22 protein-coding genes are annotated in these 23612 nt (G+C 71.1%); 15 read left to right on the forward strand and 7 right to left on the reverse strand.

The annotated features are described in order from the left end of the window. Window positions 1–13 precede the first annotated feature (13 nt). The 6 genes from ABZ896_RS29875 to ABZ896_RS29900 all read left to right on the forward strand — a co-directional run bounded on the left by ABZ896_RS29875 (window position 14) and on the right by ABZ896_RS29900 (window position 7160). Window positions 14–1291, forward strand: coding sequence for an MFS transporter (locus tag ABZ896_RS29875; RefSeq protein WP_360935897.1), 1278 nt, complete (start codon window positions 14–16; stop codon window positions 1289–1291). 81 nt (window positions 1292–1372) lie between these two features. Beyond that, window positions 1373–2710 (forward strand): ABC transporter ATP-binding protein, encoded by a 1338-nt coding sequence (locus ABZ896_RS29880; RefSeq protein ID WP_360935900.1) that lies wholly within the window; start codon window positions 1373–1375, stop codon window positions 2708–2710. A gap of 53 nt (window positions 2711–2763) precedes the next feature. Further along, entirely contained in the window at window positions 2764–3222 is a 459-nt protein-coding gene (locus ABZ896_RS29885; RefSeq protein WP_360935903.1) for a DUF3574 domain-containing protein, read from the forward strand. An 86-nt stretch (window positions 3223–3308) separates the two neighbouring features. After that, entirely contained in the window at window positions 3309–4697 is a 1389-nt protein-coding gene (locus ABZ896_RS29890; RefSeq protein ID WP_360935906.1) for an aldehyde dehydrogenase family protein, read from the forward strand. 13 nt (window positions 4698–4710) lie between these two features. Beyond that, window positions 4711–5790 carry a Zn-dependent alcohol dehydrogenase gene (locus ABZ896_RS29895; protein WP_360935908.1) on the forward strand — a complete coding sequence of 360 codons (1080 nt, stop codon included), beginning with the start codon at window positions 4711–4713 and terminating at the stop codon, window positions 5788–5790. A 206-nt stretch (window positions 5791–5996) separates the two neighbouring features. Then, entirely contained in the window at window positions 5997–7160 is a 1164-nt protein-coding gene (locus ABZ896_RS29900) for an MFS transporter (RefSeq protein WP_360935912.1), read from the forward strand. On the opposite strand, the gene ABZ896_RS29905 is transcribed toward ABZ896_RS29900, so the two are convergent. Both ABZ896_RS29905 and ABZ896_RS29910 read right to left on the reverse strand, forming a co-directional pair. Continuing rightward, the gene (locus ABZ896_RS29905) at window positions 7146–8084 is read right to left on the reverse strand and encodes a DMT family transporter (RefSeq protein ID WP_360935946.1); all 939 of its coding nucleotides are present in this window, start codon (window positions 8082–8084) and stop codon (window positions 7146–7148) included. The two genes, ABZ896_RS29900 and ABZ896_RS29905, sit on opposite strands and share 15 nt — an antisense overlap. Window positions 8085–8215: 131 nt before the next feature. After that, entirely contained in the window at window positions 8216–8857 is a 642-nt protein-coding gene (locus ABZ896_RS29910) for a TetR/AcrR family transcriptional regulator (protein ID WP_360935915.1), read from the reverse strand. 76 nt (window positions 8858–8933) lie between these two features. Here ABZ896_RS29910 and ABZ896_RS29915 point away from each other — a divergent pair, with 76 nt between their 5' ends. The 3 genes from ABZ896_RS29915 (at window position 8934) to ABZ896_RS29925 (ending at window position 11116) form a co-directional block, all read left to right on the forward strand. After that, window positions 8934–10088 carry an acyl-CoA dehydrogenase family protein gene (locus tag ABZ896_RS29915; RefSeq protein ID WP_360935918.1) on the forward strand — a complete coding sequence of 385 codons (1155 nt, stop codon included), beginning with the start codon at window positions 8934–8936 and terminating at the stop codon, window positions 10086–10088. Between the two features lie 85 nt (window positions 10089–10173). After that, the gene (locus tag ABZ896_RS29920; protein ID WP_360935921.1) at window positions 10174–10419 is read left to right on the forward strand and encodes a YiaA/YiaB family inner membrane protein; all 246 of its coding nucleotides are present in this window, start codon (window positions 10174–10176) and stop codon (window positions 10417–10419) included. Window positions 10420–10489: 70 nt separating this feature from the next. Beyond that, window positions 10490–11116 (forward strand): TetR/AcrR family transcriptional regulator, encoded by a 627-nt coding sequence (locus ABZ896_RS29925; RefSeq protein ID WP_360935923.1) that lies wholly within the window; start codon window positions 10490–10492, stop codon window positions 11114–11116. Window positions 11117–11127: 11 nt separating this feature from the next. Here ABZ896_RS29925 and ABZ896_RS29930 read toward each other — a convergent pair whose 3' ends face one another. After that, window positions 11128–11589, reverse strand: a complete 462-nt coding sequence (locus tag ABZ896_RS29930) for a MaoC family dehydratase (RefSeq protein WP_360935925.1) — start codon at window positions 11587–11589, stop codon at window positions 11128–11130. A 107-nt stretch (window positions 11590–11696) separates the two neighbouring features. Between ABZ896_RS29930 and soxR the strand changes: the two genes are divergently transcribed. Both soxR and ABZ896_RS29940 read left to right on the forward strand, forming a co-directional pair. Next, window positions 11697–12197 (forward strand): redox-sensitive transcriptional activator SoxR, encoded by a 501-nt coding sequence (gene soxR, locus ABZ896_RS29935; RefSeq protein WP_360935927.1) that lies wholly within the window; start codon window positions 11697–11699, stop codon window positions 12195–12197. A 188-nt stretch (window positions 12198–12385) separates the two neighbouring features. After that, window positions 12386–13117 carry a hypothetical protein gene (locus ABZ896_RS29940; protein WP_360935929.1) on the forward strand — a complete coding sequence of 244 codons (732 nt, stop codon included), beginning with the start codon at window positions 12386–12388 and terminating at the stop codon, window positions 13115–13117. On the opposite strand, the gene ABZ896_RS29945 is transcribed toward ABZ896_RS29940, so the two are convergent. Continuing rightward, on the reverse strand, window positions 13063–13791 hold the full coding sequence (locus ABZ896_RS29945; RefSeq protein ID WP_360935931.1) for a 3-keto-5-aminohexanoate cleavage protein: 729 nt from the start codon (window positions 13789–13791) through the stop codon (window positions 13063–13065). The genes ABZ896_RS29940 and ABZ896_RS29945 overlap by 55 nt on opposite strands. A 115-nt stretch (window positions 13792–13906) precedes the next feature. Beyond that, entirely contained in the window at window positions 13907–14509 is a 603-nt protein-coding gene (locus ABZ896_RS29950) for a hypothetical protein (RefSeq protein WP_360935933.1), read from the reverse strand. Window positions 14510–14741: 232 nt separating this feature from the next. On the opposite strand from ABZ896_RS29950, the gene ABZ896_RS29955 reads away from it, so the two are divergent. Next, on the forward strand, window positions 14742–17522 hold the full coding sequence (locus ABZ896_RS29955) for a penicillin acylase family protein (RefSeq protein ID WP_360935935.1): 2781 nt from the start codon (window positions 14742–14744) through the stop codon (window positions 17520–17522). A 22-nt stretch (window positions 17523–17544) separates the two neighbouring features. Here the strand turns inward: ABZ896_RS29955 and ABZ896_RS29960 are convergent, their stop codons facing one another. Together ABZ896_RS29960 and ABZ896_RS29965 are read right to left on the reverse strand one after the other, a co-directional pair. Beyond that, window positions 17545–18849, reverse strand: coding sequence for a serine-threonine protein kinase (locus ABZ896_RS29960; protein WP_360935937.1), 1305 nt, complete (start codon window positions 18847–18849; stop codon window positions 17545–17547). 72 nt (window positions 18850–18921) lie between these two features. Then, window positions 18922–20154 carry a DUF1343 domain-containing protein gene (locus ABZ896_RS29965; RefSeq protein WP_360935939.1) on the reverse strand — a complete coding sequence of 411 codons (1233 nt, stop codon included), beginning with the start codon at window positions 20152–20154 and terminating at the stop codon, window positions 18922–18924. A gap of 111 nt (window positions 20155–20265) precedes the next feature. Here ABZ896_RS29965 and ABZ896_RS29970 point away from each other — a divergent pair, with 111 nt between their 5' ends. From ABZ896_RS29970 to ABZ896_RS29980, 3 genes are read left to right on the forward strand one after another with little or no spacing between them, the layout of a single operon-like run. Continuing rightward, the gene (locus ABZ896_RS29970; protein ID WP_360935940.1) at window positions 20266–21039 is read left to right on the forward strand and encodes an SDR family oxidoreductase; all 774 of its coding nucleotides are present in this window, start codon (window positions 20266–20268) and stop codon (window positions 21037–21039) included. Then, the gene (locus tag ABZ896_RS29975; protein WP_360935942.1) at window positions 21036–22700 is read left to right on the forward strand and encodes an AMP-binding protein; all 1665 of its coding nucleotides are present in this window, start codon (window positions 21036–21038) and stop codon (window positions 22698–22700) included. Before ABZ896_RS29970 ends, ABZ896_RS29975 begins: the two co-directional genes overlap by 4 nt. 26 nt (window positions 22701–22726) lie before the next feature. Further along, complete coding sequence (locus ABZ896_RS29980) at window positions 22727–23320, forward strand: TetR/AcrR family transcriptional regulator (RefSeq protein ID WP_360935944.1); 594 nt, start codon at window positions 22727–22729, stop codon at window positions 23318–23320. The last annotated feature ends 292 nt before the right edge of the window (window positions 23321–23612 follow it).

Below are 23612 nucleotides of genomic sequence, written 5' to 3' on the forward strand. Positions count from 1 at the left end.
GGAGGACTCGCACATGGCGCCCGGTGGGAACCGCGGCTGGCTGCTCCGCCTCGTCATCGCCTTCAGCTTCGCGCAGGGGGCGGTGTCGATGGCCCGGCCCGCCGTCTCCTACCGGGCCCTCGCGCTCGGCGCGGACGAACGGGCGATCGGTGTCATCGCCGGTGTGTACGCACTGCTCCCGCTCTTCGCCGCGGTACCGCTGGGCCGCCGTACCGACCACGGCCGGTGCGCGCCCCTGCTGCCGGTCGGCGTGATCCTGATCTCCGGAGGCTGCGCGCTGAGCGGACTCGCGGGCTCCCTCTGGGCGATGGCGATCTGGAGCGGGGTGATGGGCCTCGGCCACCTCTGCTTCGTCATCGGCGCCCAGTCGCTCGTCGCCCGCCAGTCCGCGCCGCACGAACAGGACCGCAACTTCGGCCACTTCACGATCGGCGCGTCGCTGGGCCAACTGGTCGGGCCGATCGCGGCCGGCGCGCTGATCGGCGGCCACGACATGGCGGGCACGAGCGCGACGGCACTGGTGGTGGCGGGTGCGGGGGCGGCGGTCGCGTTCACGTCGCTGTGGCGCATCGAGCACCGGACGGCAGCCAAGTCCCGTACCGAGCAAGGCGATCGCGTCCCGGTCGGCTCCATCCTGCGTGCCCGGGGCGTCCCCGCGGGCATGCTCATCAGCCTCTCGGTCCTGTCGGCCACGGACATCCTCACCGCCTACCTCCCGGTGGTCGGCGAGCACCGGGGCATCGCGCCGTCGGTGATCGGCGTACTGCTCAGCGTGCGCGCGGGTGCGACGATCGCCTGCCGCCTGGTCCTGACTCCTCTGCTACGACTGCTCGGCCGGCCCTTGCTGCTGACGGTGACGTGCCTCCTGGCCGCTGTCCTGTGCGCCGGCATCGCGCTGCCGGTACCGGTGTGGGTGCTCGGCTTGATGCTGGCGGTTCTGGGGTTCTGCCTGGGCGTAGGCCAGCCCCTCTCGATGACGACGGTCGTCCAGGCAGCCCCGGAGGGTGCCCGCTCCACAGCCCTGGCCCTACGCCTGACGGGAAACCGCCTCGGCCAGGTGGCAGCACCGGCAACGGCAGGTCTGGTGGCGGGGGTTGCGGGCGTGGCAGCGCCCTTCGTGATGCTGGGCACCTTGCTCCTGCTCTCGTCAGCGGTGGCACTGCGCTCTCCCGCACAAACGACCAAGGGCACGGTTTCCAAGCCAGGGGCGCGGGGCCGTATCGATTTGCGGCTCCGCCGCGGGGCGCGACAAGCCCCCACGGCGCCGCACCCGAAGACCCCACCGAACTGACCCCCGCACACGTCTTCCCCGCCGCGCTCACCATCCGTTAACTTCCGTAACTCACACACGTGAGCCCGCGGGGGCACCGCCATGACACGCGCCATCTCTCTGCACGACGTGAGCAAGGCCTACACGCGAGGCAACCGCGTAGTGGACCGGCTGACCCTGGACATCGAGCCCGGCGAGTTCCTCGTCCTGCTCGGCCCGTCCGGCTGCGGCAAATCCACCGTGCTCAGGATGATCGCCGGCCTGGAACAGATCGACGAGGGCGAGCTGAGACTCGACGGCGAGTACGCCAACGACCTGCTCCCCGCCGACCGCCGCCTCGCCATGGTCTTCCAGAACTTCGCGCTCTACCCGAACATGACGGGCCGCGGCAACATCGGCTTCCCGCTGCGCATCGAGACCCCCGGCGAGGACCCCACGCCGCGCGTGGACGCCACCGCCCGCAAGCTGGGCATCGAGGACCTCCTGGACCGCTACCCCGGCCAGCTCTCCGGCGGTGAACGCCAGCGCGTCGCGATGGGCCGGGCCATCGCCCGCCACCCCTCCGCGTTCCTGATGGACGAGCCGCTCTCCAACCTCGACGCCAAGCTCCGCAACCACCTGCGCGCCGAGATCGCCGCCCTCACCCGGGAGTTGGGCGTCACCACGGTCTACGTCACCCACGACCAGGCCGAGGCGATGTCCCTCGGCGACCGGGTCGCCGTCCTGCGCGGCGGGGTCCTGCAACAGGTGGGCACCCCGCGCGAGGTGTACGCGCTGCCCCGCAACGTCTTCGTCGCCGCGTTCATCGGCATCCCGCGCATCAACCTGCTGCGCGGCCTGGTCCGGGCCCCGCTGGACGGCGCGATGACGATCAGCCTCGGCAAGCAGTATCTGCGGCTGCCCGAACCGCTGTGCCTGGACCACCAGTTGCTGCGTGTGCAGCAGGGGCGCGAGGTGATCGTCGGGCTGCGCTCGGAGGCGATCCGGATCGCCAAGCCGACCTCCGCGCGCCCCGGGGAGGTGGCGATCACGGGGCTCGTGGAGCACGTGGAGTTCCAGGGGCACGAGGTCCTCGTCCACTTCAACACCGGGTCCCGGCCCGCCGTCGTACCCGATCTGGAGGCGCCGCGGCCCGTCGCCCGGCCGGACCGGCGGCGACGGCGTGAGGGGAGGGTCCTGGAGCGGCTGCGTGAGCGGGCGACGTCGCTGCGGGCGGGGCCGGTGGTGGTCCTGGACGAACCTCCCGAGCCCGAGCCGGAGCCGGCGCGGCAGGACCCTCGACTGCCGGGCGACCTCGTCGTGCGCACCACGCCCGACATCGACCTGCGCCGGGGCATGCAGGTTCCCCTGCTCGTCGACATAGCGCACCTCTTCGTCTTCGATCAACACGGTGAGCGGATCAGTCCCTCGCCCGCGAGACTTCCGGACCTGGAGGAGTGAACCCCGAGCGCGGCAACCGCCCTTGTACCGGTGAGTCCCGCTAGGCAGGGCACATGAACGTGCACCTCACCCGGACCCGGGCGATCCTCGCCACCGTCGGCCTCCTCCTCGCCGTCGCCGCCCCCACCGCCTACGCCACCCTCGAAGAGAGCGACGGCATCGCGCAGGCGCCGCAGCGCGGAACGCCGTACGTCGAGACCCGGCTCTTCTTCGGCACCGCGCGCCCCGACGGCGGACCCGCCGTCACCGACCGGCAGTTCATGGCCTTCGTGGACAGGGAGGTCACCCCGGACTTCCCGGACGGGCTCACCGTCCAGACGGGGCGCGGGCAGTGGCGGGACGCGAGCGGGGCGATCGAGAAGGAGCGGTCGTACGAGCTGATCCTGCTGTACCCGGTCGCGGCGGCCGCGGTGAGCGACCGGAAGATCGAGGAGGTCCGCCGGGCGTACGAGAAGGCGTTCGGGCAGGAGGCCGTGGCCAGGGTGGACGACCGGGCCCGCGTCGACTTCTGATGGTCCTCTAGCGTCTGGCTCCAGAAAACTAACATTGCTAGTTTGTGAGCCGGACGACAACCACGCCCGGCCCGGGAGGACGCACGATGAAGGCGCACGACGGCATGTACATCGACGGAGAGTGGCGCTCGGCCGCCAGTCCCGACGTGATCGAGGTCGTGAACCCGGTCGACGAGCAGGTCATCGGGCGGGTGCCGGCCGGCACCGCCGAGGACGTCGACAGCGCCGTACGGGCCGCCCGCGCCGCCCTCCCGGGCTGGACCGCGACCGCCCCCGCCGACCGGGCCGCCCGCCTCGGCGCCCTCCGGGACGCCCTGGACGCCCGCCGGGACGAGATCGCCGAGACGGTGACCGCCGAGCTGGGCGCCCCGCTGAAGTTCTCGCAGAACGTCCACGCGGCGCTCCCGATCACGGTCGCCGGCTCCTACGCGGAGCTGGCCGCGAGCTACTCCTTCGAGGAGAAGGTCGGCAACTCCACCGTCCACCAGGAGCCGATCGGCGTGGTCGCGGCGATCACGCCCTGGAACTACCCGCTGCACCAGATCGTCGCCAAGGTCGCCCCGGCCCTCGCCGCGGGCTGCACGGTCGTCCTCAAGCCCGCCGAGGACACCCCGCTGGTCGCCCAGCTCTTCGCCGAGGCGGTCCACGAGGCCGGGATCCCCGCCGGGGTCTTCAACCTCGTCACCGGCCTCGGCCCGGTCGCGGGACAGGCCCTCGCCGAGCACCCGGGCGTCGACCTGGTCTCCTTCACCGGCTCCTCCGCGGTCGGCCGGCGGATCGGCGCCACGGCGGGCGCGGCCCTGAAGAAGGTCGCCCTGGAACTCGGCGGCAAGTCCGCGAACGTCATCCTGCCGAGCGCCGACCTCGCCAAGGCGGTCAACGTCGGGGTCGCCAACGTGATGTCCAACTCCGGCCAGACATGCAGTGCCTGGACCCGGATGCTGGTCCACCGGGAGCAGTACGACGAGGCCGTGGAGCTCGCCGCCGCGGCCGCCGCCAAATACGGCGACCGCATCGGGCCCGTGGTCAACGCCAAGCAGCAGGCCCGGGTGCGGGGTTACATCGAGAAGGGCGTGGCCGAGGGTGCGCGGCTCGTCGCGGGCGGTCCCGAATCCCCGCAGGAGCAGGGCTACTTCGTCGCCCCGACCGTCTTCGCCGACGTCACCCCCGACATGACCGTCGCCCAGGAGGAGATCTTCGGCCCGGTCCTCACGATCCTGCGCTACGAGGACGAGGAGGACGCCCTGCGCATCGCCAACGGCACGGTCTACGGCCTCGCGGGCGCCGTCTGGGCCGGTGACGAGTCGGAGGCGGTCGCCTTCGCCCGCCGGATGGACACCGGGCAGGTCGACATCAACGGCGGCCGCTTCAACCCCCTCGCCCCCTTCGGCGGTTACAAGCAGTCTGGGGTGGGCCGCGAACTCGGCGCGCACGGGCTCGCCGAGTACCTCCAGACCAAGTCCCTGCAGTTCTGAGGAGTCGTCACAAGTGGTCCGCGCAGCCGTACTTCCCGCCATCGGCGCCCCTCTGGAGATCACCGACATCGACCTGCCGGACCCCGGCCCCGGCCAGGTCCGCGTCCGGCTCGCCGCCGCGGGGGTCTGCCACTCCGACCTGTCCCTGTCCAACGGCACCATGCGCGTCCCGGTCCCGGCCGTCCTCGGCCACGAGGGCGCGGGCACGGTGACCGCCGTGGGGGAGGGCGTCACCGGAGTCTCCCCGGGCGACGGAGTCGTCCTCAACTGGGCGCCCTCCTGCGGCACTTGCCACGCCTGCTCGCTCGGCGAGGTCTGGCTGTGCGCCAACGCCCTCAACGGCTCGGCCGACGTCTACGCCCGCACCGCGGACGGCACCGACCTCCATCCCGGCCTGAACGTCGCCGCGTTCGCCGAGGAGACGGTCGTCGCCGAGTCGTGCCTCCTGCCCCTTCCCGAGGGCGTCCCGCTCGCCGACGCGGCGCTCCTGGGCTGCGCGGTCCTCACGGGTTACGGCGCCGTCCACCACGCGGCGCGCGTCGGCGAGGGCGAGACCGTCGCGGTGTACGGCGTCGGGGGTGTGGGCCTGGCCGCGCTCCAGGCCGCCCGGATCGCGGGTGCTTCGAAGATCGTCGCGGTCGATGTCTCCCCGGCCAAGGAGGAGTTGGCGCGCGCGGCCGGGGCCACCGACTATGTGATCGCCTCCGAGAACACCGCCCGCGAGATCCGCGGCCTGACCGGCAAGCAGGGCGTGGACGTCGCCGTCGAGTGCGTCGGCCGCGCCGCGACCATCCGCGCCGCCTGGGACTCCACCCGCCGCGGCGGCCGTACGACGGTCGTCGGCATCGGCGGCAAGGACCAGCAGGTCACCTTCAACGCCCTGGAGATCTTCCACTGGGGCCGCACCCTCGCGGGCTGCGTCTACGGCAACTCCGACCCGGCGCGCGACCTGCCGGTCCTGGCCGATCACGTCCGCGCGGGCCGTCTGGACCTCGGCGCGCTGGTCACCGAACGGATCGGCCTCGACGGCATCCCGGCGGCCTTCGAGAACATGCTCGCCGGCAAGGGCGGCCGGGCTTTGGTGGTGTTCTGACGTTAGCTGGGCGGGCGAGGACGGCTGCAGACAGGGCGGTACCGACAGCGAGGGCGCCTTTCCCGTCTGGGCGAGTCATCTCAGCCCGTCCGGCGTTTGAGGACGAGGCCGTGCAGGCCGATCGGGGGTTTGGGGGCGGAGCCCCCAGCACTCACCGGTGCTCACGACGGCCCGCGGCGGTGAACCGGCGTTCCGCTGTTCGGTACTTGGACGGCTCCACCGCCGGCGTCCTCGCCGCGTTCGCCACCTTCGCCGTCGGCTTCCTGGCCCGCCCCATCGGCGGCATCGTCGCCGGCCAACTCGGCGACAGGCGCGGCCGCAAGCCCATGCTGGTCCTCGCGCTCACGCTCATGGGCCTCGCCACCACGGGCATCGGCCTGCTCCCCACCTACGACACGATCGGCGTCGCCGCCCCGATCCTGCTGGTCCTCCTGCGCGTTGTGCAGGGCGTCGCGGTCGGCGCGCAGTGGGGCGGCGCGATGCTGCTGGCCACCGAGTACGCCCCCGAGGGCAAGCGTGGGATCTACGGCAGCTTCGTCCAACTCGGCGTCCCCATCGGCGTGGTGACCGCCAACACCGTCTTCCTGCTGGCCGGGGCCTTCACCTCGGACAGCGCGTTCGCCGCCTGGGGCTGGCGCATCCCGTTCCTCGTCGGCCTGTTCGTCCTGGTGCTCGCCTGGTACATCCACACGCGCGTCGAGGAGACCCCCGAATTCCGGCGCGCCGAACAGGAGTTGGCGGAGCAGGAGAAGACCGAGCAGAACTCCCCACTGCGTACGGTCCTGCGCCACCACCTGGGCACGGTCCTGCTCGCCGGCGGCTCCTTCGCCGTGAACACCGCGACCTTCTACATCCTGATCACCGGTGTCCTCGACTACACGACCCGGGAACTCGGCATGAAGAAGAGCGCGGTCCTCATGGTCTCGCTCTGCATCAGCCTCACCCAACTGGTGCTGATCCCGGCCGCCGCCGCGCTCTCCGACCGGCTCGGCCGCATCCGGATCTACGCCCTCGGCGCGGCCGGCATCGCCCTGTGGGCCGTCCCGATGTTCCTGCTGATCGACACCGGCTCGCTGCTCTGGCTCGCGGTCTCCACCTTCGTCGCCGGCTGCTTCCTGAGCATCATGTACGGCCCCCAAGCCGCCCTGTTCGCCGAGCTGTTCACCCCCGAGATGCGGTACACGGGAGCCTCGCTCGGCTACCAGATCGCGGCGGTTCTCGGCGGCGGCCTCGCACCGTTCGTCATGGTGCTGCTCCTGGAGACCACCGGCACCTCCCTGGCGGTCTCCGGATACATCATCGGCCTCGCCGTGATCGCGCTGCTCTGCATCAAGGTCCTTGCGGACAGGGCGCGTTCACGCGGAGTCTGAAGCCTTCTCGGGCTGCGGCTCCGGGACCACGACCGGAGCCGCGGCCTTCCGCGGCCGGGACCGCGACACCGCCACACCCGCGAGGCACAGCACGCCACCGGCGAGCGTGAGCAGTCCCGGCACCTCGCCGAGCGTGACCCAGGACATCAGCACGACCAGGGCGGGCACGGCGTAGGTCGTGGCGCCCATCCGGCTGGCGGTCGTCCTCGCGAGGGCGTAGGCCCAGGTGGTGAAGGCCAGCGCGGTCGGGAACACGCCCAGATAGACCATGTTGAGCGTCGCCGAGACCGGTGCGTCGGCCGCCTCGGACATCAACTGCCAGGCGAACGGCAGACACAGCACCGCCCCGACCAGGCACCCGAACGTCGTCACCTGGAGGGGACTCGCCGCACCGAGGGCGGGCTTCTGCGCGACGACCCCGGAGGCGTACGCCACGGCCGCGAGCAGACACAGCGCCACCCCGAGCACGGACGAGCCACCGCCGTCCGACATCGACAGCCCCACGGTCACCGCCCCCGCGAACGACACGGCCATCCCCGCGAGCAGCCGCGGCGGCATCGCGTCACCCAGAATCCGGGCCCCGAGCAGCGCGATGAGAATCGGCCCGATGTTCACAACGAGGGCGGCGGTCCCGGCGTCCACCTGCTGCTCACCCCAGTTCAGGACGACCATGTACAGCCCGAACCAGAGCACCCCCGATATCGCGATGCCCCGCCAGGCGGAGCGCGGAGGCAGCCCTTCACGCCGTACGAGACAGATCACCCCGAGCGCGAGCGCCCCGGACAGCAGACGGCCGAGGGCAAGAGCACCGGGGGAGTAGGCAGCACCGGCACTCCGGATCGAGACGAAGGCGGAGGCCCAAAGGACGACTGTGACGGTCGCTGCGCCGGCGGCGAGCATTTCGGTACGGGGACGGGCGTTCATCATGCTTCCGAGGCTAGAAAGCGATGGAGAAGAAAGCTCGCGGATTTCGGACACGGCACCAGGAACGCCGTTAGGGGCGCGGGGAACTGCGCGACCAGCCACGATGCACCCGCAGCCGACGAACTACCTTCTCACGCCGTACGCCTGACCTGCTCGTACTGCCCCTCCAACCCATCCAGCAACGCACTCAGCCCCGTCTCAAAGGCCCGCTCATCAATCTTCTCCTGCCGCTCGGCAAGCAGATGAGCCTGCCCCAGATGGGGATAGTCCGCAGGATCGTACGCACTCGCATCATCAACGAACCCCCCCGCGAACGACCCCAGCGCCGACCCCATGATGAAGAACCGCATCAGCGCCCCGATGGACGTGGCCTGAGAGGGCGGCCACCCGGCCGCCACCATCGCACCGTAGACCGCGTCGGCGACCCGCAGCCCCGCAGGCCGCCGACCAGGACCCTGCGCGAGAACCGGAACGATGTTCGGATGGTCGCGCAGGGCGCCGCGATAAGAGACGGCCCAGTCGTGCAGCGCGGCCCGCCAGTCCCGCCCGTCCTCGAACATCGACAGATCGATCTGCGCGCTCACCGAGTCGGCGACCGCCTCCAGGATCTCGTCCTTGGTGCGGAAGTGGTTGTAGAGGGACGGCCCGCTGACCCCCAACTCCGCGGCCAGCCGCCGCGTGGAGACCGCGGCGAGCCCCTCCGCGTCCACGAGCGCACGGGCCGCCCCGACGATCCGGTCGGTGCTGAGGAGGGGCTTGCGCGGTCGGGCCATGGCGCACATAGTAGGGCTGCGCACCAGAAACTAGCAGTGCTAATTTAAATGTGTTCTTCCATGGAGAGGTGATCCCGTGGTCAGTCTGGGCCTCAATGACGAGCAGGCGGCCGTCCGCAGGCTGGCCCGGGACTTCGTAGAGCGCGAGATCACCCCGAACGTCGTCGCGTGGGACCGTGCCGAGGAGGTGGACCGCGCGATCGTGAAGAAGCTCGGCGAGGTCGGCTTCCTGGGCCTGACGATCGACGAGGAGTACGGCGGCTCGGGCGGCGACCACCTCGCGTACTGCCTGGTCACCGAGGAGCTGGGACGCGGCGACTCCTCCGTGCGCGGGATCGTCTCCGTCTCCCTCGGCCTGGTCGCCAAGACGATCGCCGCCCGGGGGAGCGAGGAGCAGAAGCGGCGCTGGCTTCCGGGGCTCACCTCGGGCGAGTCGGTCGGCTGTTTCGGCCTCACCGAACCCGGCACCGGCTCCGACGCGGGCAACCTCACCACGCGTGCCGTACGCGACGGCGACGACTACGTCATCGACGGCACCAAGATGTTCATCACCAACGGCACCTGGGCCGACGTCGTGCTGCTCTTCGCCCGCTCCACCGACGCCCCCGGCCACAAGGGCGTCTCCGCCTTCCTCGTCCCGACCGACACCCCCGGCCTGACCCGCCGCACCATCCACGGCAAGCTCGGCCTGCGCGGCCAGGCGACCGCCGAACTGGTCCTTGAGGGCGTGCGCGTGCCCACCTCCGCGATGCTCGGCGAGGAGGGCAAGGGCTTCTCCGTCGCCATGTCCGCGCTGGCCAAGGGGCGGATGTCGGTGGCGGCTGGCTGCGTGGGCATCGCACAGGCCGCGCTGGACGCGGCCGTGAAGTACGCGGGCGAGCGCGAGCAGTTCGGCAAGCCCATCGCGGGCCACCAACTCGTCCAGGAGCTGATCAGCGACATCGCCGTGGACGTGGACGCGGCCCGGCTGCTCACCTGGCGGGTCGCCGACCTGATCGACCGCGGGCAGCCCTTCGCCGTCGAGTCCTCCAAGGCCAAGCTCTTCGCCTCCGAGGCCGCGGTGCGCGCCGCCAACAACGCCCTCCAGGTCTTCGGGGGATACGGCTACATCGACGAGTACCCGGCGGGCAAGCTGCTGCGCGACGCCCGCGTGATGACCCTCTACGAGGGCACCAGCCAGATCCAGAAACTCGTCATCGGCCGTGCGCTGACCGGGATTTCGGCGTTCTGAGTACCGGCCGGGCGGCCGATTTTCTGAGTACCGGCTAGGTAGCTGCGCGGATGTGGCGCGGCTCCCGCCCGCCGACACTCGTCCCATGACCGACACACCGGGCAAGCAGCAGAACACGGCCGCCTTCTACGGCCAGGCCGTCGCCTCCTTCGCCATCGCCATGGCCGCGACCGCCATCGGCATCTTCAAGCTGAGCGCCGACGCCTGGGTGCGCGGCTTCCTCGCCATCGCCGTCCTGTATCTCGTCACCTCCGCCTTCACCCTCGCCAAGGTGATCCGCGACCGGCAGGACGCGACGGACCGCTCCTACAGCCCCTTCGAAAAGCTCTGAGCGGGCACACTAAGCGCTCGCTCAGCTTCGGCGGTATGGTGGGACGTCCGACTGTGGAGAGGGGCGAGCGATGAGTACGGCGGAGGAGACGGCCGACGGCGAGACGTCGGCGTGGGGCGAGGTCACGCCCGACGCGGCGCGGCGGCTGCTCGTGGCCGCCGTGGAGGCCTTCGCCGAGCGCGGCTACCACGCCACCACGACCCGTGACATCGCGGGGCGGGCGGGCATGAGCCCCGCCGCGCTCTACATCCACTACAAGACCAAGGAAGAGCTGCTCCACCGCATCAGCCGGATCGGCCACGCCAAGGCCCTGGAGATCCTCCAGGTCGCGGCCCGGCGCGAGGGCACCGCCACCGAGCGGCTCGCGGACGCGGTCGGCTCCTTCGTCCGCTGGCACGCGGGCGGCCGTACGACCGCCAGGGTCGTCCAGTACGAGCTGGACTCCCTCGGCCCCGACGCCCGCGCCGAGATCCTCGCGCTGCGCCGGCAGTGCGACGCCGAGGTGCGCGGGATCATCGAGGACGGCGTGGCCTCCGGCGAGTTCGACGTCCTGGACGTCAAGGGCACCACCCTCGCCGTGCTCTCGCTCTGCATCGACGTGGCCCGCTGGTTCAACGTGGCCGGACCCTGGACGCCCGACGAGGTCGGCGCGCTCTACGCCGACCTCGTGCTGCGGATGGTGGGGGCGGGGAAGTAACCGCCCCTCGCTCAGAGGTAGTAGCGGGAGACCGACTCGGCCACGCACACCGGCTTGTCCCCGCCCTCGCGCTCCACACTGAAGGCGACGGTCACCTGGACACCGCCCGCCACGTCGTCGACACCGGTGATCACGGCAGTGGCGCGCAGCCGCGAGCCGACCGGCACGGGCGCGGGGAAACGCACCTTGTTCGTCCCGTAGTTGACGCCCATCTTCACGTTCTCGACCTTGATGAGCTGCGGGCCGAAGAGCGGGAGCAGCGACAGCGTGAGGTAGCCGTGGGCGATGGTGGTGCCGAAGGGTCCGGCCGCCGCCTTCTCCGGGTCGACGTGGATCCACTGGTGGTCGCCGGTGGCGTCCGCGAACAGGTCGACGCGCTTCTGGTCGACCTCCAGCCAGTCGGTGTACCCCAGCTGCTCGCCGACCGCAGCCTTCAGGTCGTCCGCACCCGTGAAGATCCTCGGCTCTGCCATGTCCCCGGCCTCCTCGCCACTCAATGTCTAAGCAACTGCTTAGCATGGTCGTCCGTGGACCCCCTGTCAACGGACCGCGGTCCGTGTGGGTGGGTAGGGTTCGAGGGGTGCCTCAGATTCCCGAGAAGATCCATGAGCTCACGGTCGGCCAACTCGCCGCGCGCAGTGGCGCCGCCGTCTCCGCCCTGCACTTCTACGAGTCCAAGGGGCTGATCAGCAGCCGCCGCACCACGGGCAACCAACGCCGGTACTCCCGGGACGCGCTGCGCCGGGTCGCGTTCGTACGGGCCGCCCAGCGCGTCGGCATCCCGCTGGCCACGATCCGCGAGGCGCTCTCCGAACTCCCCGAGGAACGCACCCCCACCCGCGCGGACTGGGCCCGGCTCTCCGAGGCCTGGCGCTCCGAACTCGACGAGCGCATCCTGCAGTTGAACCGGCTGCGCGACCACCTCACCGACTGCATCGGCTGCGGCTGCCTCTCCCTGGAGTCCTGCGTCCTGTCCAACCCCGACGACGTCTTCGGCGACCGCCTGACGGGCTCCCGACTGCTGGCCGAGCCGGGCGGCCGACGGAAGGCGGGGACGGCGGAAGCGGAGGGGGACGCCTGAGTACGGCGGTGGCGGATCGGGGCGGCGGGAAACCGGCGACACCGGCAGATCGGCGCGCCGGAAACCGGGGAGGCGCCGGGGAGCCGGGGTGCCTGAATCCGTTGGTGTCCGCGGCCCCGCGCCTGGTAGCGTCGCGCTCTTCGGCCGACGGCCCTGCCGCCCCCGGAGTCCTGACAGGACCAAGTCCCATGTCCTCACCCGCACTTGACGCTGCGCTCGCCGACATCGACACCGTGTTCAACGGCTTCGCGAGCCCCACCGAGACCGGCTGCGAGCGGTGTTTCCGCCCGGAGGAGACGGCGTACCTGCGCACGCCGTACACGCGCGTCCCCGCGGACCTGTTGGCCAGATTCGTGTACAAGGTTCCCGACCACTTCGAGGACCACGCGGCCGTCATGCGGCGCCTCCTGCCGCAGGCGGCACACGCGATGGCCGAGGGCGGCCTGGACCGCGTCGGCTGGGGCCACCACGGGCTGAGCCGGGTCGACTGGCGCACCTGGCCCGCCGAACAGACGGCAGCCGTCGCGGCGTTCACCCACGCCTGGTGGCAGGACGTCCTCACGTCGAGCGCGCCGCCGTATCCCGTGGACGAGGTGTTTGAGACCTGCGCGACGATCTTCGGCACAACGACGCCACTGCTGGCCCGGTGGGAGGCGCACCCCGTGGCCGACGCCCATCTCGTGCGCTGCGTCCGCACCTGGCTGGACGGCCTGGTCATGGACGGCTCGCCGTTCGTCTGGTGGGAACACGACGCCCGGACGGTCGTCACCGAACTCCAGTCATGGCTGTCCGCGCACGCCCCGGCCCGTCTGCGCGCGCAAGGCGAGCCCGACCTGGCGACCCAGGCCGAACTCCTCGCCCTGCCCTACGACGAGCGCTGGGCGCATCCGTACTGGACCACTGCCTCGGCGACCAACTGAGCGTTGGACAGCGCCCGTTGACCGTCCGGCAGGACCAGCGTGTCCTCCAGGCCGATCCGGGTCGCGAGGCCCAGACGGCCGGCCAGCCGGAGCACCGGCCACGCGCCGCCGTCCTCGCCGTGCAGCAGGACCGGGCGGCCGTGGACGGCGCCGAGGTCGGTCAGCAGGATCCGGGCCGTGGACTCGGCCGTGTCCGCGTCGGTGTCCGTCACCTCCGCGAGGACCCGCAGCACCCGGGGTCCGAGCGGGGACACGGCGAAGCGCGCGGCCGCGTCCGTCCCGGACCAGATGCCGGCCTCCACCCCCACACCGCGCTCCATCAGTGCGGCGGCCACCTCCTCCGCACCCGGCTCGTGCCAGTTCACCGAGGCGTGGTCGGGCAGCACCGTCCAGCTCCGGATCCGGGCGAGCCGCGCTGAAGGGTCCGGCTCCGCCCACGCGCCCGTGGTCACCCCGACCGGCACCGACACCCGGGCACGGATCGCCTCCAGCGTCGGCGCGAGCACCTTCGGCGACAGACTGTCGTGCCCGCAGGGGTTCTTGGGGTGGACATGGACGTCCGTCGCCCCGGCTTCGACAGCCCGCGCCGCCGACTCCGCCATGTCCGCGGGAGTGAGCGGCACCATCGGACCGTCCGCGGCACCCCGCGGTCCGTTGAGACACACCTGCACCATCCCCCCATGGTGCAGGCCGCCACTGACAAAGGGGGCGCGGCATCCCCGGCACGCCCCCGGCTCACCCGGTCACCCGGCGCTCCGTGCTTCCGATGGCGCTTCGCGTCGGCGCCCGCTACGCCGACACCAGCAGCCGTCCCCGCCTGGACTCCGCCAGGGCCTCGGGGGTGAGCACGGGGCGGGGGACGAGGATCCCGCAGTCCGTGCAGACCGGACCGGTCGAGGGTTCGTGGTCCAGGTCGTACCTCCAGGAGAGCCGCTCCCCGCCGCAGGCCGGGCAGGAGGAACCCGGCTCGCGCTCCAGCGCGGAGATCAGCCGGCGCAGCACCTCGGCCAGTGGCTCGTCGGGGTGGACCCGGGGGTCGTCGCACCACGCGACACCGAAACCGCCCCAGGTCAGCCGGTGCCAGTCGTCCACACTGCCGGGCCTGCGCAACCCGTCGTGCTTCTCCTTCTTGCGCCGCTCGGCGAACTCCACCTCGTAGGCCAGCCAGACCGAGCGCGCCTCCTCCAGCTCCTCCAGTGCGGCCACGAGCCGCGCCGGGTCGGGAGAGCGGTCCTCGGGGCCGAACCCCGCCCGGGAGCTCAAGTGGTCCCAGGTCGCCCTGTGCCCGTAAGGAGCGAACCGCTCAAGGCACTTGCGCAGTGAGTAGCGCCGAAGCGCCAGATCGCACCGCGGGTCTCGCACCTGTCTCGCCAGACTCCGGAAACCGGCCATCGCCCTGCACCTCCGTCACACCTGCACCTGTACTTCGGTCACTTCGGCGTCGTCGTCCGGACTTCGCACGACGTTGCCGAATAGACGTATCGACAAGCGATTTGGCTCCATCCGATTTCCGATGCCCTCCATAAGCTCCGGAACGCCTGCCAAAACTTGACGCATGTTCATCTTCAATCCCGGGGATACCGGCGGTAACGTCCCGGCACACCCCCCGTCGGTTGGAGCTGCCATGCCACGGCGTAACTCGCGCACCCTCCTTGACAGACTGAGAACTCCCGGCAGACTCTCCGGGTTCCTGAAGTCGGCATCCATATGCGTCCTGGTTGCGGGTCTTTTGTCCCCGCTCGCTCAGGCCCCGGCCACCGCGGCGGCCTCCAACGACTACTGCGGCGGCCAGTGTTCCGACATCCTGCCGCCCGGTGAGAACGGCAACGCGACCCTCGCGCAGATCCTCCTCAACCAGGCCTTCGGCACCCAGCCCGACCACGCCGAGGACCAGCTCGGCCCCTACGCCAACCTGGCCAAGGGCTACTCCACGCTCACCAACGCGACGATCAACACCTTCTTCAACGACGCGTCCTTCGGGGTCGCATCCGATCAAGTCGCCTCCACCGAGAAGCCCGCGGGCCGCAGCGACGTGACGATCGTCCGAGACAAGAAGACGGGCGTGCCGCACATCACCGGTACCACCAGATACGGCACCGAGTTCGGGGCCGGGTATGCCGCCGCTGAGGACCGGCTGTGGCTGATGGACGTCTTCCGGCACGTCGGCCGCGGCCAGCTGACCACCTTCGCGGGCGGCGCCGCCGCCAACCAGGGCCTGGAGCAGCAGTTCTGGCGCAACGCCCCCTACACCGAGGCCGACCTCCAGGCGCAGATCGACAACGCCGTAGCGAACGCCGGCACCCGCGGCCAGACGGCCCTCGACGACGCCAACGCCTACATCGCCGGCATCAACGCCTACATCGACGCCTCCGACAGCGGCCGCTACTTCCCCGGCGAGTACGTCCTGACCGGCCACAAGGACTCGGTCACCAACGCCGGCACGATCGACCACTTCAAGCTCACCGACCTGGTCGCGCTGGCCTCCGTCATCGGCGCCCTCTTCGGCTCCGGAGGCGGCGGCGAGGTCAACAACGCCATCTCGCTGCTCGCCGCCCAGGAGAAGTACGGCGTCACCCAGGGCACCGCGGTCTGGGAGTCCTTCCGCGAGCGCAACGACCCCGAGGCCGTCCTCACCGTGCACAACGGCGAGAGCTTCCCGTACGCCACCAAGCCCGCCACCGCGCAGGGCCAGGCGCTGCCCGACAAGGGTTCGGTGAGCACCGAGCCACTCGTCTACGACCCCACGGGCACCGGCGCCGACCAGAGCGCCTCGGCCGCCTCCGCCACGGCCACCGCGAACGCCCTCAGCTCCGCCAAGCGCGGGATGTCCAACGCCCTCGTGGTGAGCGGCAAGTACACCGCGAGCGGCCACCCGGTCGCCGTCTTCGGCCCGCAGACCGGCTACTTCGCTCCCCAGCTGCTCATGCTCCAGGAGATCCAGGGCCCGGGCATCAGCGCCCGTGGCGCCTCCTTCGCGGGCCTGAGCATGTACGTCGAACTCGGCCGCGGCCAGGACTACTCGTGGTCCGCCACGACCTCCGGCCAGGACATCATCGACACCTACGCCGTCGAACTGTGCACGGACGACTACCACTACCTGTACCACGGCACCTGCACGGCCATGGACAAGATCGAGCAGAAGAACTCCTGGGCCCCGACCACGGCCGACGGCACCGCCGCCGGGTCGTACACGATGCGGGTCTGGAAGACGAAATACGGCCCGGTCGAATACAGAGCGACCGTCGGCGGCAAGAAGGTCGCCTACACCACCCTGCGCTCGTCCTACATGCACGAGGCCGACTCGATCATCGGCTTCCAGATGCTCAACGACCCGGACTACGTGAAGAGCCCGCAGACCTTCCAGGCCGCGGTGCAGCACATCAACTACACCTTCAACTGGTTCTACGCCGACTCCACGCACACCGCGTACTACAACAGCGGCGACAACCCGGTGCGCGCGAGCGGTGTCGACCCGGAGTTCCCGGTCTGGGCGCAGGCGGCGTACGACTGGCAGGGCTGGGACCCGGCCACCAACACCGCCACCTACACGCCGGCCTCGGCACACCCCAACTCGATCGACCAGGACTACTACATCTCCTGGAACAACAAGCAGGCGCTCGACTACTCGACGGCCTCCTGGGGCGACGGCTCCGTGCACCGCGGCAACCTCCTGGAGGACCGGGTGAAGAAACTGGTCGCCGCCGGCGGGGTCACCCGCGCCTCCCTGGTCAAGGCCATGGCGGACGCCTCCCTCGCCGACCTGCGCGCCGAGGACGTACTGCCGGACCTGCTGAAGGTGATCAACAGCTCGACGGTCACCGACTCCACGGCGGCCGCGGCGGTCACCAAGCTCCAGACCTGGCTCACCGCGGGCGGCAAGCGCACCGAGACGTCGGCGGGCTCCAAGGCGTACGCCAACGCCGACGCGATCCGCATCCTCGACGCCTGGTGGCCGCTGCTCACCCAGGGCATCTTCGAACCGGGCCTGGGCACCGACCTCTACACCGCCTTCCAGGCCAACCTGCCCGTCGACGAGTCCCCGTCGGCCGCGCACGGCCCGACCGGCGCCCACGCCGGCAGCTCCTTCCAGTACGGCTGGTGGAGCTACGTCGACAAGGACGTCCGGTCGGTGCTCGGCGAGAGCGTCCAGGGACCGCTCGCGCAGAAGTACTGCGGCGGCGGCAGCCTCAGCTCCTGCCGGGACATCCTCATCAGCACCCTGAAGACGGCGGCCGGCAAGACCGCGGCCCAGGTCTACCCCGGTGACAGCCTCTGCTCGGCGGGCGACCAGTGGTGTGCCGACTCGATCGTCCAGCGCACGCTCGGCGGCATCAAGCACTCCAACATCAGCTGGCAGAACCGTCCGACCTTCCAGCAGGTGGTGGAGTTCACCTCGCACCGGTAGGCGTACGGCAGTCGGCGGCGGGTCAGCGGATACGGCCCGCCGCCAGCACCAGTTGGGCCAGCTCGCGGTGGACGATGTCGCTGTGCGCCCCCGCGGGCGGCCCGCCGCGCCTGACCACGGCCGCCGCGTCGACGTTCACGCAGCCCTTCACGGGCAGCTTCCCGATCGCCTCGGCGAGCTTCAGCGACGGGGTGCCGGGCACCGCCTGCACCCCGTCGTGACCCATCGCACCCCACTTGGCGCCCAGCGCCCGCCCGATGTCGAAGGCCGCCACCCCCTGCGCGTCACCCGCCATCCGCGAGGCCAGCGGGTACATCGTGCCGAGCGCCGAGTCGTGACCGGAGTAGCAGCACACCAGCGGCCCGTCGATACGGTTCTGCTGTCCCTGGAGCACACCACCCGCGCGGGGGTCGTGCGGCAGCCGGGTCGCGAACGCGTAGTGCGAGAAGGCCCCTTGGAGCAGCGTCACCGACTTGACCGTGCGCACCCCCTCCGGCAGCCCGCGCAGCGCGAACGACACCAGCCGGCCGCCGAAGCTGTGCCCCACCAGGTGCACCCGCACCTGCGGCGCCGCCGCGGCGAGCTGTCCGATCACCCGCCCGAGCCCGCGTTCGCCGACCGTGCCCGCGCGCCGCTTCATCGCGTAGTACGTCCCCTGCCGCAGCAGTTCGTGCGCCCCGTCCCACAGCGAGGGGGGCGCCTCCACCCCGGGTGTATCAGCCAACCAGAGGGCCATCGCGAGCTCTTGGCAGATCGCCGCCGTGGACCCGGTGAGGATCTCCGGATCGTCCTGCGGCGACCCCTCCGCCAGGGTGTCCGCAGCGAACAGCGCCTGCGGCCCCGGCGGCACGATGTCCACGAGCAGCCGCAGCAGCCGCCCGAACTCCTCCAACTCGGCCTCTTCACGTGGCTGTTGGTCCAGCATTCGGGCCAACTGGTCGATCACCGTGGCCCGTCCGGGGAACGTCTCCAGGAGCGCGTGCCGGGAGTCCTTGTCGAGCGCCGGACGCGGCGGCAGTTCGGCGGCCACGGATCTCGGGAAGTCCGGGATCGGCTCGTCCGAGAACCGCATCGACGGCCAGACGACCCCGGCGTACCCGAGCCTCGCCGTCGGCGCGAGCGCCGGGAACGGCTCGAAGAAGCGGCTGTAGAGCCGGGTCGCGCCGGACCGGTCGCTGTTCCAGCCGTGCGAGAAGACCACCAGGTCCCTGACGCCCCGCTCGACGACCCCGGCCAGCAGCCGGTCCCGGCGGGCGCCGTCCGGGTCCCCGTCCGCGTCGAAGGTCAGCTCCCAGTACGGCGTCACGCTCATCGCCGGATCCGTCATGACGGGCCCCCTTGTCCCCCGTAGTGGTGCGTATCGTCCTGCTACCGGGCGAAGTTGGCCATACGCCACGGCTCATCCGTAGAGGAGGTAGTTCTTTCGAATCCGCCGGAACGCGCTCAGCTCCTCCTGCCAGCCCGCCACCACCTCGTCGGCGCCCGAGCCGCCGTCGATCATCGTGCGCACGAGGGTGGAGCCGGTGAGCTTGTCGATCCAGTTGTCGGAGCGCCAACCGAAGCCGGGCCACGTGCGTTTGGTGGTCACGAGCAGGGCGATGCCGGTGCGGACGGGGTCGTACGCCTTCCTGTCGTGGACGTGGATCTGCACCCCGCCGATGGTCTTCCCCTGGAACTTCGAGAACGTGGGCGCGAAGTACGCCTCCCTGAAGTGCGCGCCGGGCAGGGCGAGTTCGTTCGCGGCGGCGGCCCAGCGGCCGTCCAGGCCCTCGGCGCCGAGCAGTTCGAAGGGGCGGGTGGTGCCGCGGCCCTCGGAGAGGTTCGTGCCCTCGAAGAGGCAGGTGCCGGAGTAGACCAGGGCCGTGTCAGGGGTCGGCATGTTGGGGCTCGGCGGGACCCAGGGGAGGTTCCAGGCGTCGTAGAACTCCGAGCGCTTCCAGCCGGTCATCAGGACGGTGTCGAGGGGGACGGGGGTGGTCAGGAACTCGCCGTTGAAGAGGCGGGCCAGTTCCGCGACGGTCATGCCGTGCGCCTGCGCGATGGGCTGCCGGCCCACGAAGGTCGCGAACTCCCGGTGCAGGACCGGGCCTTGGGCGGCGCGGCCGGTCACCGGGTTGGGGCGGTCCAGGACGACGAAGCGCTTGCCGGCGAGCTGGGCCGCCTCCATGCAGTCGTACAGGGTCCAGATGTAGGTGTAGAAACGGGCGCCGACGTCCTGGATGTCGAAGACGACCGTGTCCACGCCGGAGGTTTTGAAGATGTCGGCGAGGGGCTGGCCGCTCTTGAGGTAGGTGTCGTAGACGGGGAGCCCGGTCGCGGGGTCGTCGTAGCGGTCCTCGGAGCCGCCGGCCTGGGCGGTGCCGCGAAAGCCGTGTTCTGGGCCGAAGACTGCGGTCAGGTGGACTCGGGGGTCTTTGTGCATCACGTCGACGATGTGCCGGACGTCTCGGGTGACGCCGGTGGGGTTGGTGACGATCCCGACCTTCTGATTGCTCAGCCGGGTGTAGCCGGAGGCCGCTAGATTCTCGAAACCGGTCCGGAAACGGTGGGGCTTCGCGGCGGCCGGGGGCGCGGAGGTGAGGGAGGCTGCTGCCGTTGTCGCCGCGAGGAGGGCTCGTCTGGAGAGGCGCATGAAGCGCACGCTATTGCGGCCACCGGCCGCAGGGAATCCGGACACCCTTCCTTACTACATACCGACCGGTTAGTCTGGCCGCAGAGCCGTGTGTCGCGTCGAAGGAGACCGATGGTGGAAGCCCTGCAGGATGCCGGAGTTGTCGTGACCGGAGCGGGAGGGGGCATCGGGGCTGCTCTGGCCCGGCGGTTCGCCGCCGAGGGGGCTCGGGTCGTCGTCAATGACCTGGACGCCGGTAAGGCGGAGGCCGTCGCCGACGAGATCGGGGGGATCGCCGTTCCCGGGGATGCATCCGCCGTCGTCTCCGACGCGCGGGACGCCCTCGGCGGGACCGTCGACGTGTACTGCGCCAACGCCGGTGTCGGCTTCGAGGGCGGAAACGTCGACAGGCCGCTCGACGAGAACGCCTGGGCCGCCTCCTGGGACGTCAACGTGATGGCCCATGTGCGGGCCGCCCACGAGCTGCTTCCCGCGTGGCTGGAGCGGGGCAGCGGGCGGTTCGTGTCGACCGTGTCCGCCGCAGGGCTGCTCACCATGATCGGGTCGGCCCCCTACAGCGTCACCAAGCACGGGGCGTACGCCTTCGCCGAGTACCTGTCGCTGACGTACCGCCACCGGGGCCTGAAGGTCCACGCGATCTGCCCGCAGGGCGTGCGCACCGACATGCTGACCGCCTCCGGCACCGCGGGCGACCTCGTGCTGAAGGCGACCGCGATCGAACCGTCGGACGTGGCGGACGCGTTGTTCAAGGGGATGGCGGAGGACCGGTTCCTGATCCTGCCGCATCCGGATGTCGCCGGGTACTACCGGGCGCGGGCCGCCGACCCCGACCACTGGCTCGCCGGCATGAACCGCGTCCAGCAGAAGTGGGAGGAGGTCCGATGAGCGCCCGTTACGCCGACAAGCCCTGGCTCGCCCTGCTCAGCGACGCCCAGCGCGCGGACATCCACCCCGCCGACACCCTCGTGCACGCCCTGCGCAGGGCCGTCGCCCAGGCCCCCGAACAGCCCTTCCTCGCCTACTTCGACGGCCGTCTGAGCTACCGCGAGGTCGACGAGCTGAGCGACTCCGTCGCCGGGCATCTCGCGGCGCGCGGGCTGGAGCGCGGGGACCGGGTGGCGATCCTGCTCCAGAACTCCCCGCTCTTCGTGCTCGCGCTGCTCGGCGCCTGGAAGGCGGGCGCGACCGTCGTGCCGGTCAACCCCATGTACAAGTCGGGGGAGGTCGCCCACGTCCTGCGGGACGGCGAGGTGGCCGCGCTGATCTGCTCCGACCGGGCCTGGGAGTCGTATCTGCGCGAGACGGCCGCCGAGTCTCCGGTGCGGATCGCGCTCACCGGGTGCGAGTTGGATTTCCAGACCCGCGGGGACGCGCGCGTGCTGGCCTTCGAGCGGCTGCCGCAGGCCCCGGACGCCGACGACCTGACCACCGTCGCCCGGGCCGGCCACAAAGCGCCCGAGGGGCGCGACCTCGGGCCGTCCGACATCGCCCTGATCAGCTACACCTCGGGGACCAGCGGAGCCCCCAAGGGCGCCACCAACACGCACGGCAACATCATGCACAACGCCGAGCGGCAGCGGACCGGCCTCGCCCTGCCCGAGCATCCCGTGTACTACGCGCTGGCGCCCCTCTTTCACATCACCGGGATGGTCTGCCAGCTCGGCGCCTGTCTCAACAGCGAGGGCACCCTGGTGCTCACCTACCGCTTCGAGTCCGGTGTCGTCCTGGACGCCTTCGCCGAGCACCGGCCGCACTACACCGTCGGCCCCTCCACCGCCTTCATGGCGCTGGCCGCCCACCCGGACGTCAGCCGCGAGCACTTCGGCTCCTTCGTGAACATCTCCTCCGGCGGCGCCCCGCTGCCGCCCGCCCTGGTGGAGAAGTTCCGGGCCGGCTTCGGGCCGTACATCCGCAACGGCTACGGGCTCACCGAGTGCACCGCGCCCTGCGCCTCCGTGCCGCCCCAGCTGGAGGCGCCCGTCGACCCGGCGTCCGGGACGCTCGCCGTGGGCGTGCCGGGGCCCGACACCGTCGTACGGATCGTCGACGACAGCGGAGCCGAGGTGCCGTTCGGGGAGCAGGGCGAGATCGTGGTGCGCGGCCCCCAGGTCGTGCCGGGCTACTGGCGCCGCCCCGACGCCACCGCCGAGACCTTCCCGGACGGCGAACTGCGCACCGGCGACATCGGGTTCATGGACCCGCAGGGCTGGCTGTACGTCGTCGACCGCAAGAAGGACATGATCAACGCGTCCGGCTTCAAGGTGTGGCCGCGCGAGGTCGAGGACGTGCTCTACACCCATCCGGCGGTGCGCGAGGCGGCCGTCGTCGGGGTGCCCGACGGGTACCGCGGGGAGACCGTCAAGGCGTACATCAGCCTCCGTCCGGGTGCCGAGACCGACCCCGACGCGCTCGCCGCGTACTGCAAGGAGAGACTGGCCGCCTACAAATACCCGCGCCAGGTGGAGATCCTGCCCGACCTGCCCAAGACGGCAAGTGGGAAGATCCTCCGTCGGGAACTGCGTTCCCAGGCGCACGACAGCGAATGACCTCTCGGAAGGCAGGTGGCGGCACAGTGCCCAGGACGACGGACGGAGACGGTACGCCCGTCCCGCAGCGGCTGCTGGCCGCCGCCACCCGGCTCTTCGCCGAGCAGGGCTACGACCGCACGTCGGTGCAGGAGATCGTGGAGGCGGCAGGCGTCACCAAGGGCGCGCTGTACCACTACTTCGGCTCCAAGGACGATCTCCTGCACGAGGTGTACGCGCGCGTGCTCCGCGTCCAGCAGGAGCGTCTCGACGCGTTCGCGAACGCGGACGAGCCGATCGAGAAGCGCCTCAGGGGCGCCGCCGCCGACGTTGTCGTGACGACGATCGAGAACCTCGACGACGCGATGATCTTCTTCCGGTCCATGCACCACCTGAGCCCGGAGAAGAACAAGCAGGTGCGCGCGGAGCGCCGGAAGTACCACGAGCGCTTCCGCGCGCTGGTGGAGGAGGGCCAGGAGTCGGGTGTCTTCTCCAGGGCGACCCCGGCCGACCTGGTGGTGGACTACCACTTCGGCTCCGTCCACCACCTGTCGACCTGGTACCGCCCCGACGGCCCGATGGCCCCGCAGGAGGTGGCCGACCACCTGGCCGACCTCCTCCTGCGGTCCCTGCGCCCCTAGGGCGTGTTGCGAAAGTCCCGTCTGCCGGGCGACGCCCGGCGCGCCCTCTCGCCGCACCGGACGAAAGCCCACGTTCGAGGCGTCCGACGGCGAGAGCGCGAGCACCTTCGCCTTCGCGATCCCGCCCCTGCAGCTGACCGTGGTCGCCCTGGTGGGCCTCGCCGCCGGAGCCCTGGCGGGCCTGCGCCCGGCCCGGCGCGCGGCCGGACTGGACGTGCTGCGGGCGATCGCCGCCGAGTGAACACACAGGTCAGGGTGCGCACGCCGGTCAGGACGCAGGTCACCGCCCGGT

The sequence above is a fragment of the Streptomyces sp. NPDC047072 genome, from assembly GCF_040643855.1.
In the GTDB taxonomy this organism is placed as follows: domain Bacteria; phylum Actinomycetota; class Actinomycetes; order Streptomycetales; family Streptomycetaceae; genus Streptomyces.

Coding starts and splice junctions, on each gene's coding strand:
- ABZ896_RS29925 (WP_360935923.1), top strand. CDS start 10,490: ATGAGTACGGCGGAGGAGACGGCCGACGGCGAGACGTCGGCGTGGGGC.
- ABZ896_RS29930 (WP_360935925.1), bottom strand. CDS start 11,589: ATGGCAGAGCCGAGGATCTTCACGGGTGCGGACGACCTGAAGGCTGCG.
- ABZ896_RS29950 (WP_360935933.1), bottom strand. CDS start 14,509: ATGGCCGGTTTCCGGAGTCTGGCGAGACAGGTGCGAGACCCGCGGTGC.
- ABZ896_RS29905 (WP_360935946.1), bottom strand. CDS start 8,084: ATGAACGCCCGTCCCCGTACCGAAATGCTCGCCGCCGGCGCAGCGACC.
- ABZ896_RS29960 (WP_360935937.1), bottom strand. CDS start 18,849: ATGACGGATCCGGCGATGAGCGTGACGCCGTACTGGGAGCTGACCTTC.
- ABZ896_RS29965 (WP_360935939.1), bottom strand. CDS start 20,154: ATGCGCCTCTCCAGACGAGCCCTCCTCGCGGCGACAACGGCAGCAGCC.
- ABZ896_RS29880 (WP_360935900.1), top strand. CDS start 1,373: ATGACACGCGCCATCTCTCTGCACGACGTGAGCAAGGCCTACACGCGA.
- ABZ896_RS29955 (WP_360935935.1), top strand. CDS start 14,742: ATGCCACGGCGTAACTCGCGCACCCTCCTTGACAGACTGAGAACTCCC.
- ABZ896_RS29975 (WP_360935942.1), top strand. CDS start 21,036: ATGAGCGCCCGTTACGCCGACAAGCCCTGGCTCGCCCTGCTCAGCGAC.
- ABZ896_RS29910 (WP_360935915.1), bottom strand. CDS start 8,857: ATGGCCCGACCGCGCAAGCCCCTCCTCAGCACCGACCGGATCGTCGGG.
- ABZ896_RS29920 (WP_360935921.1), top strand. CDS start 10,174: ATGACCGACACACCGGGCAAGCAGCAGAACACGGCCGCCTTCTACGGC.
- ABZ896_RS29885 (WP_360935903.1), top strand. CDS start 2,764: ATGAACGTGCACCTCACCCGGACCCGGGCGATCCTCGCCACCGTCGGC.
- ABZ896_RS29875 (WP_360935897.1), top strand. CDS start 14: ATGGCGCCCGGTGGGAACCGCGGCTGGCTGCTCCGCCTCGTCATCGCC.
- ABZ896_RS29890 (WP_360935906.1), top strand. CDS start 3,309: ATGAAGGCGCACGACGGCATGTACATCGACGGAGAGTGGCGCTCGGCC.
- ABZ896_RS29945 (WP_360935931.1), bottom strand. CDS start 13,791: ATGGTGCAGGTGTGTCTCAACGGACCGCGGGGTGCCGCGGACGGTCCG.
- ABZ896_RS29970 (WP_360935940.1), top strand. CDS start 20,266: ATGGTGGAAGCCCTGCAGGATGCCGGAGTTGTCGTGACCGGAGCGGGA.
- ABZ896_RS29940 (WP_360935929.1), top strand. CDS start 12,386: ATGTCCTCACCCGCACTTGACGCTGCGCTCGCCGACATCGACACCGTG.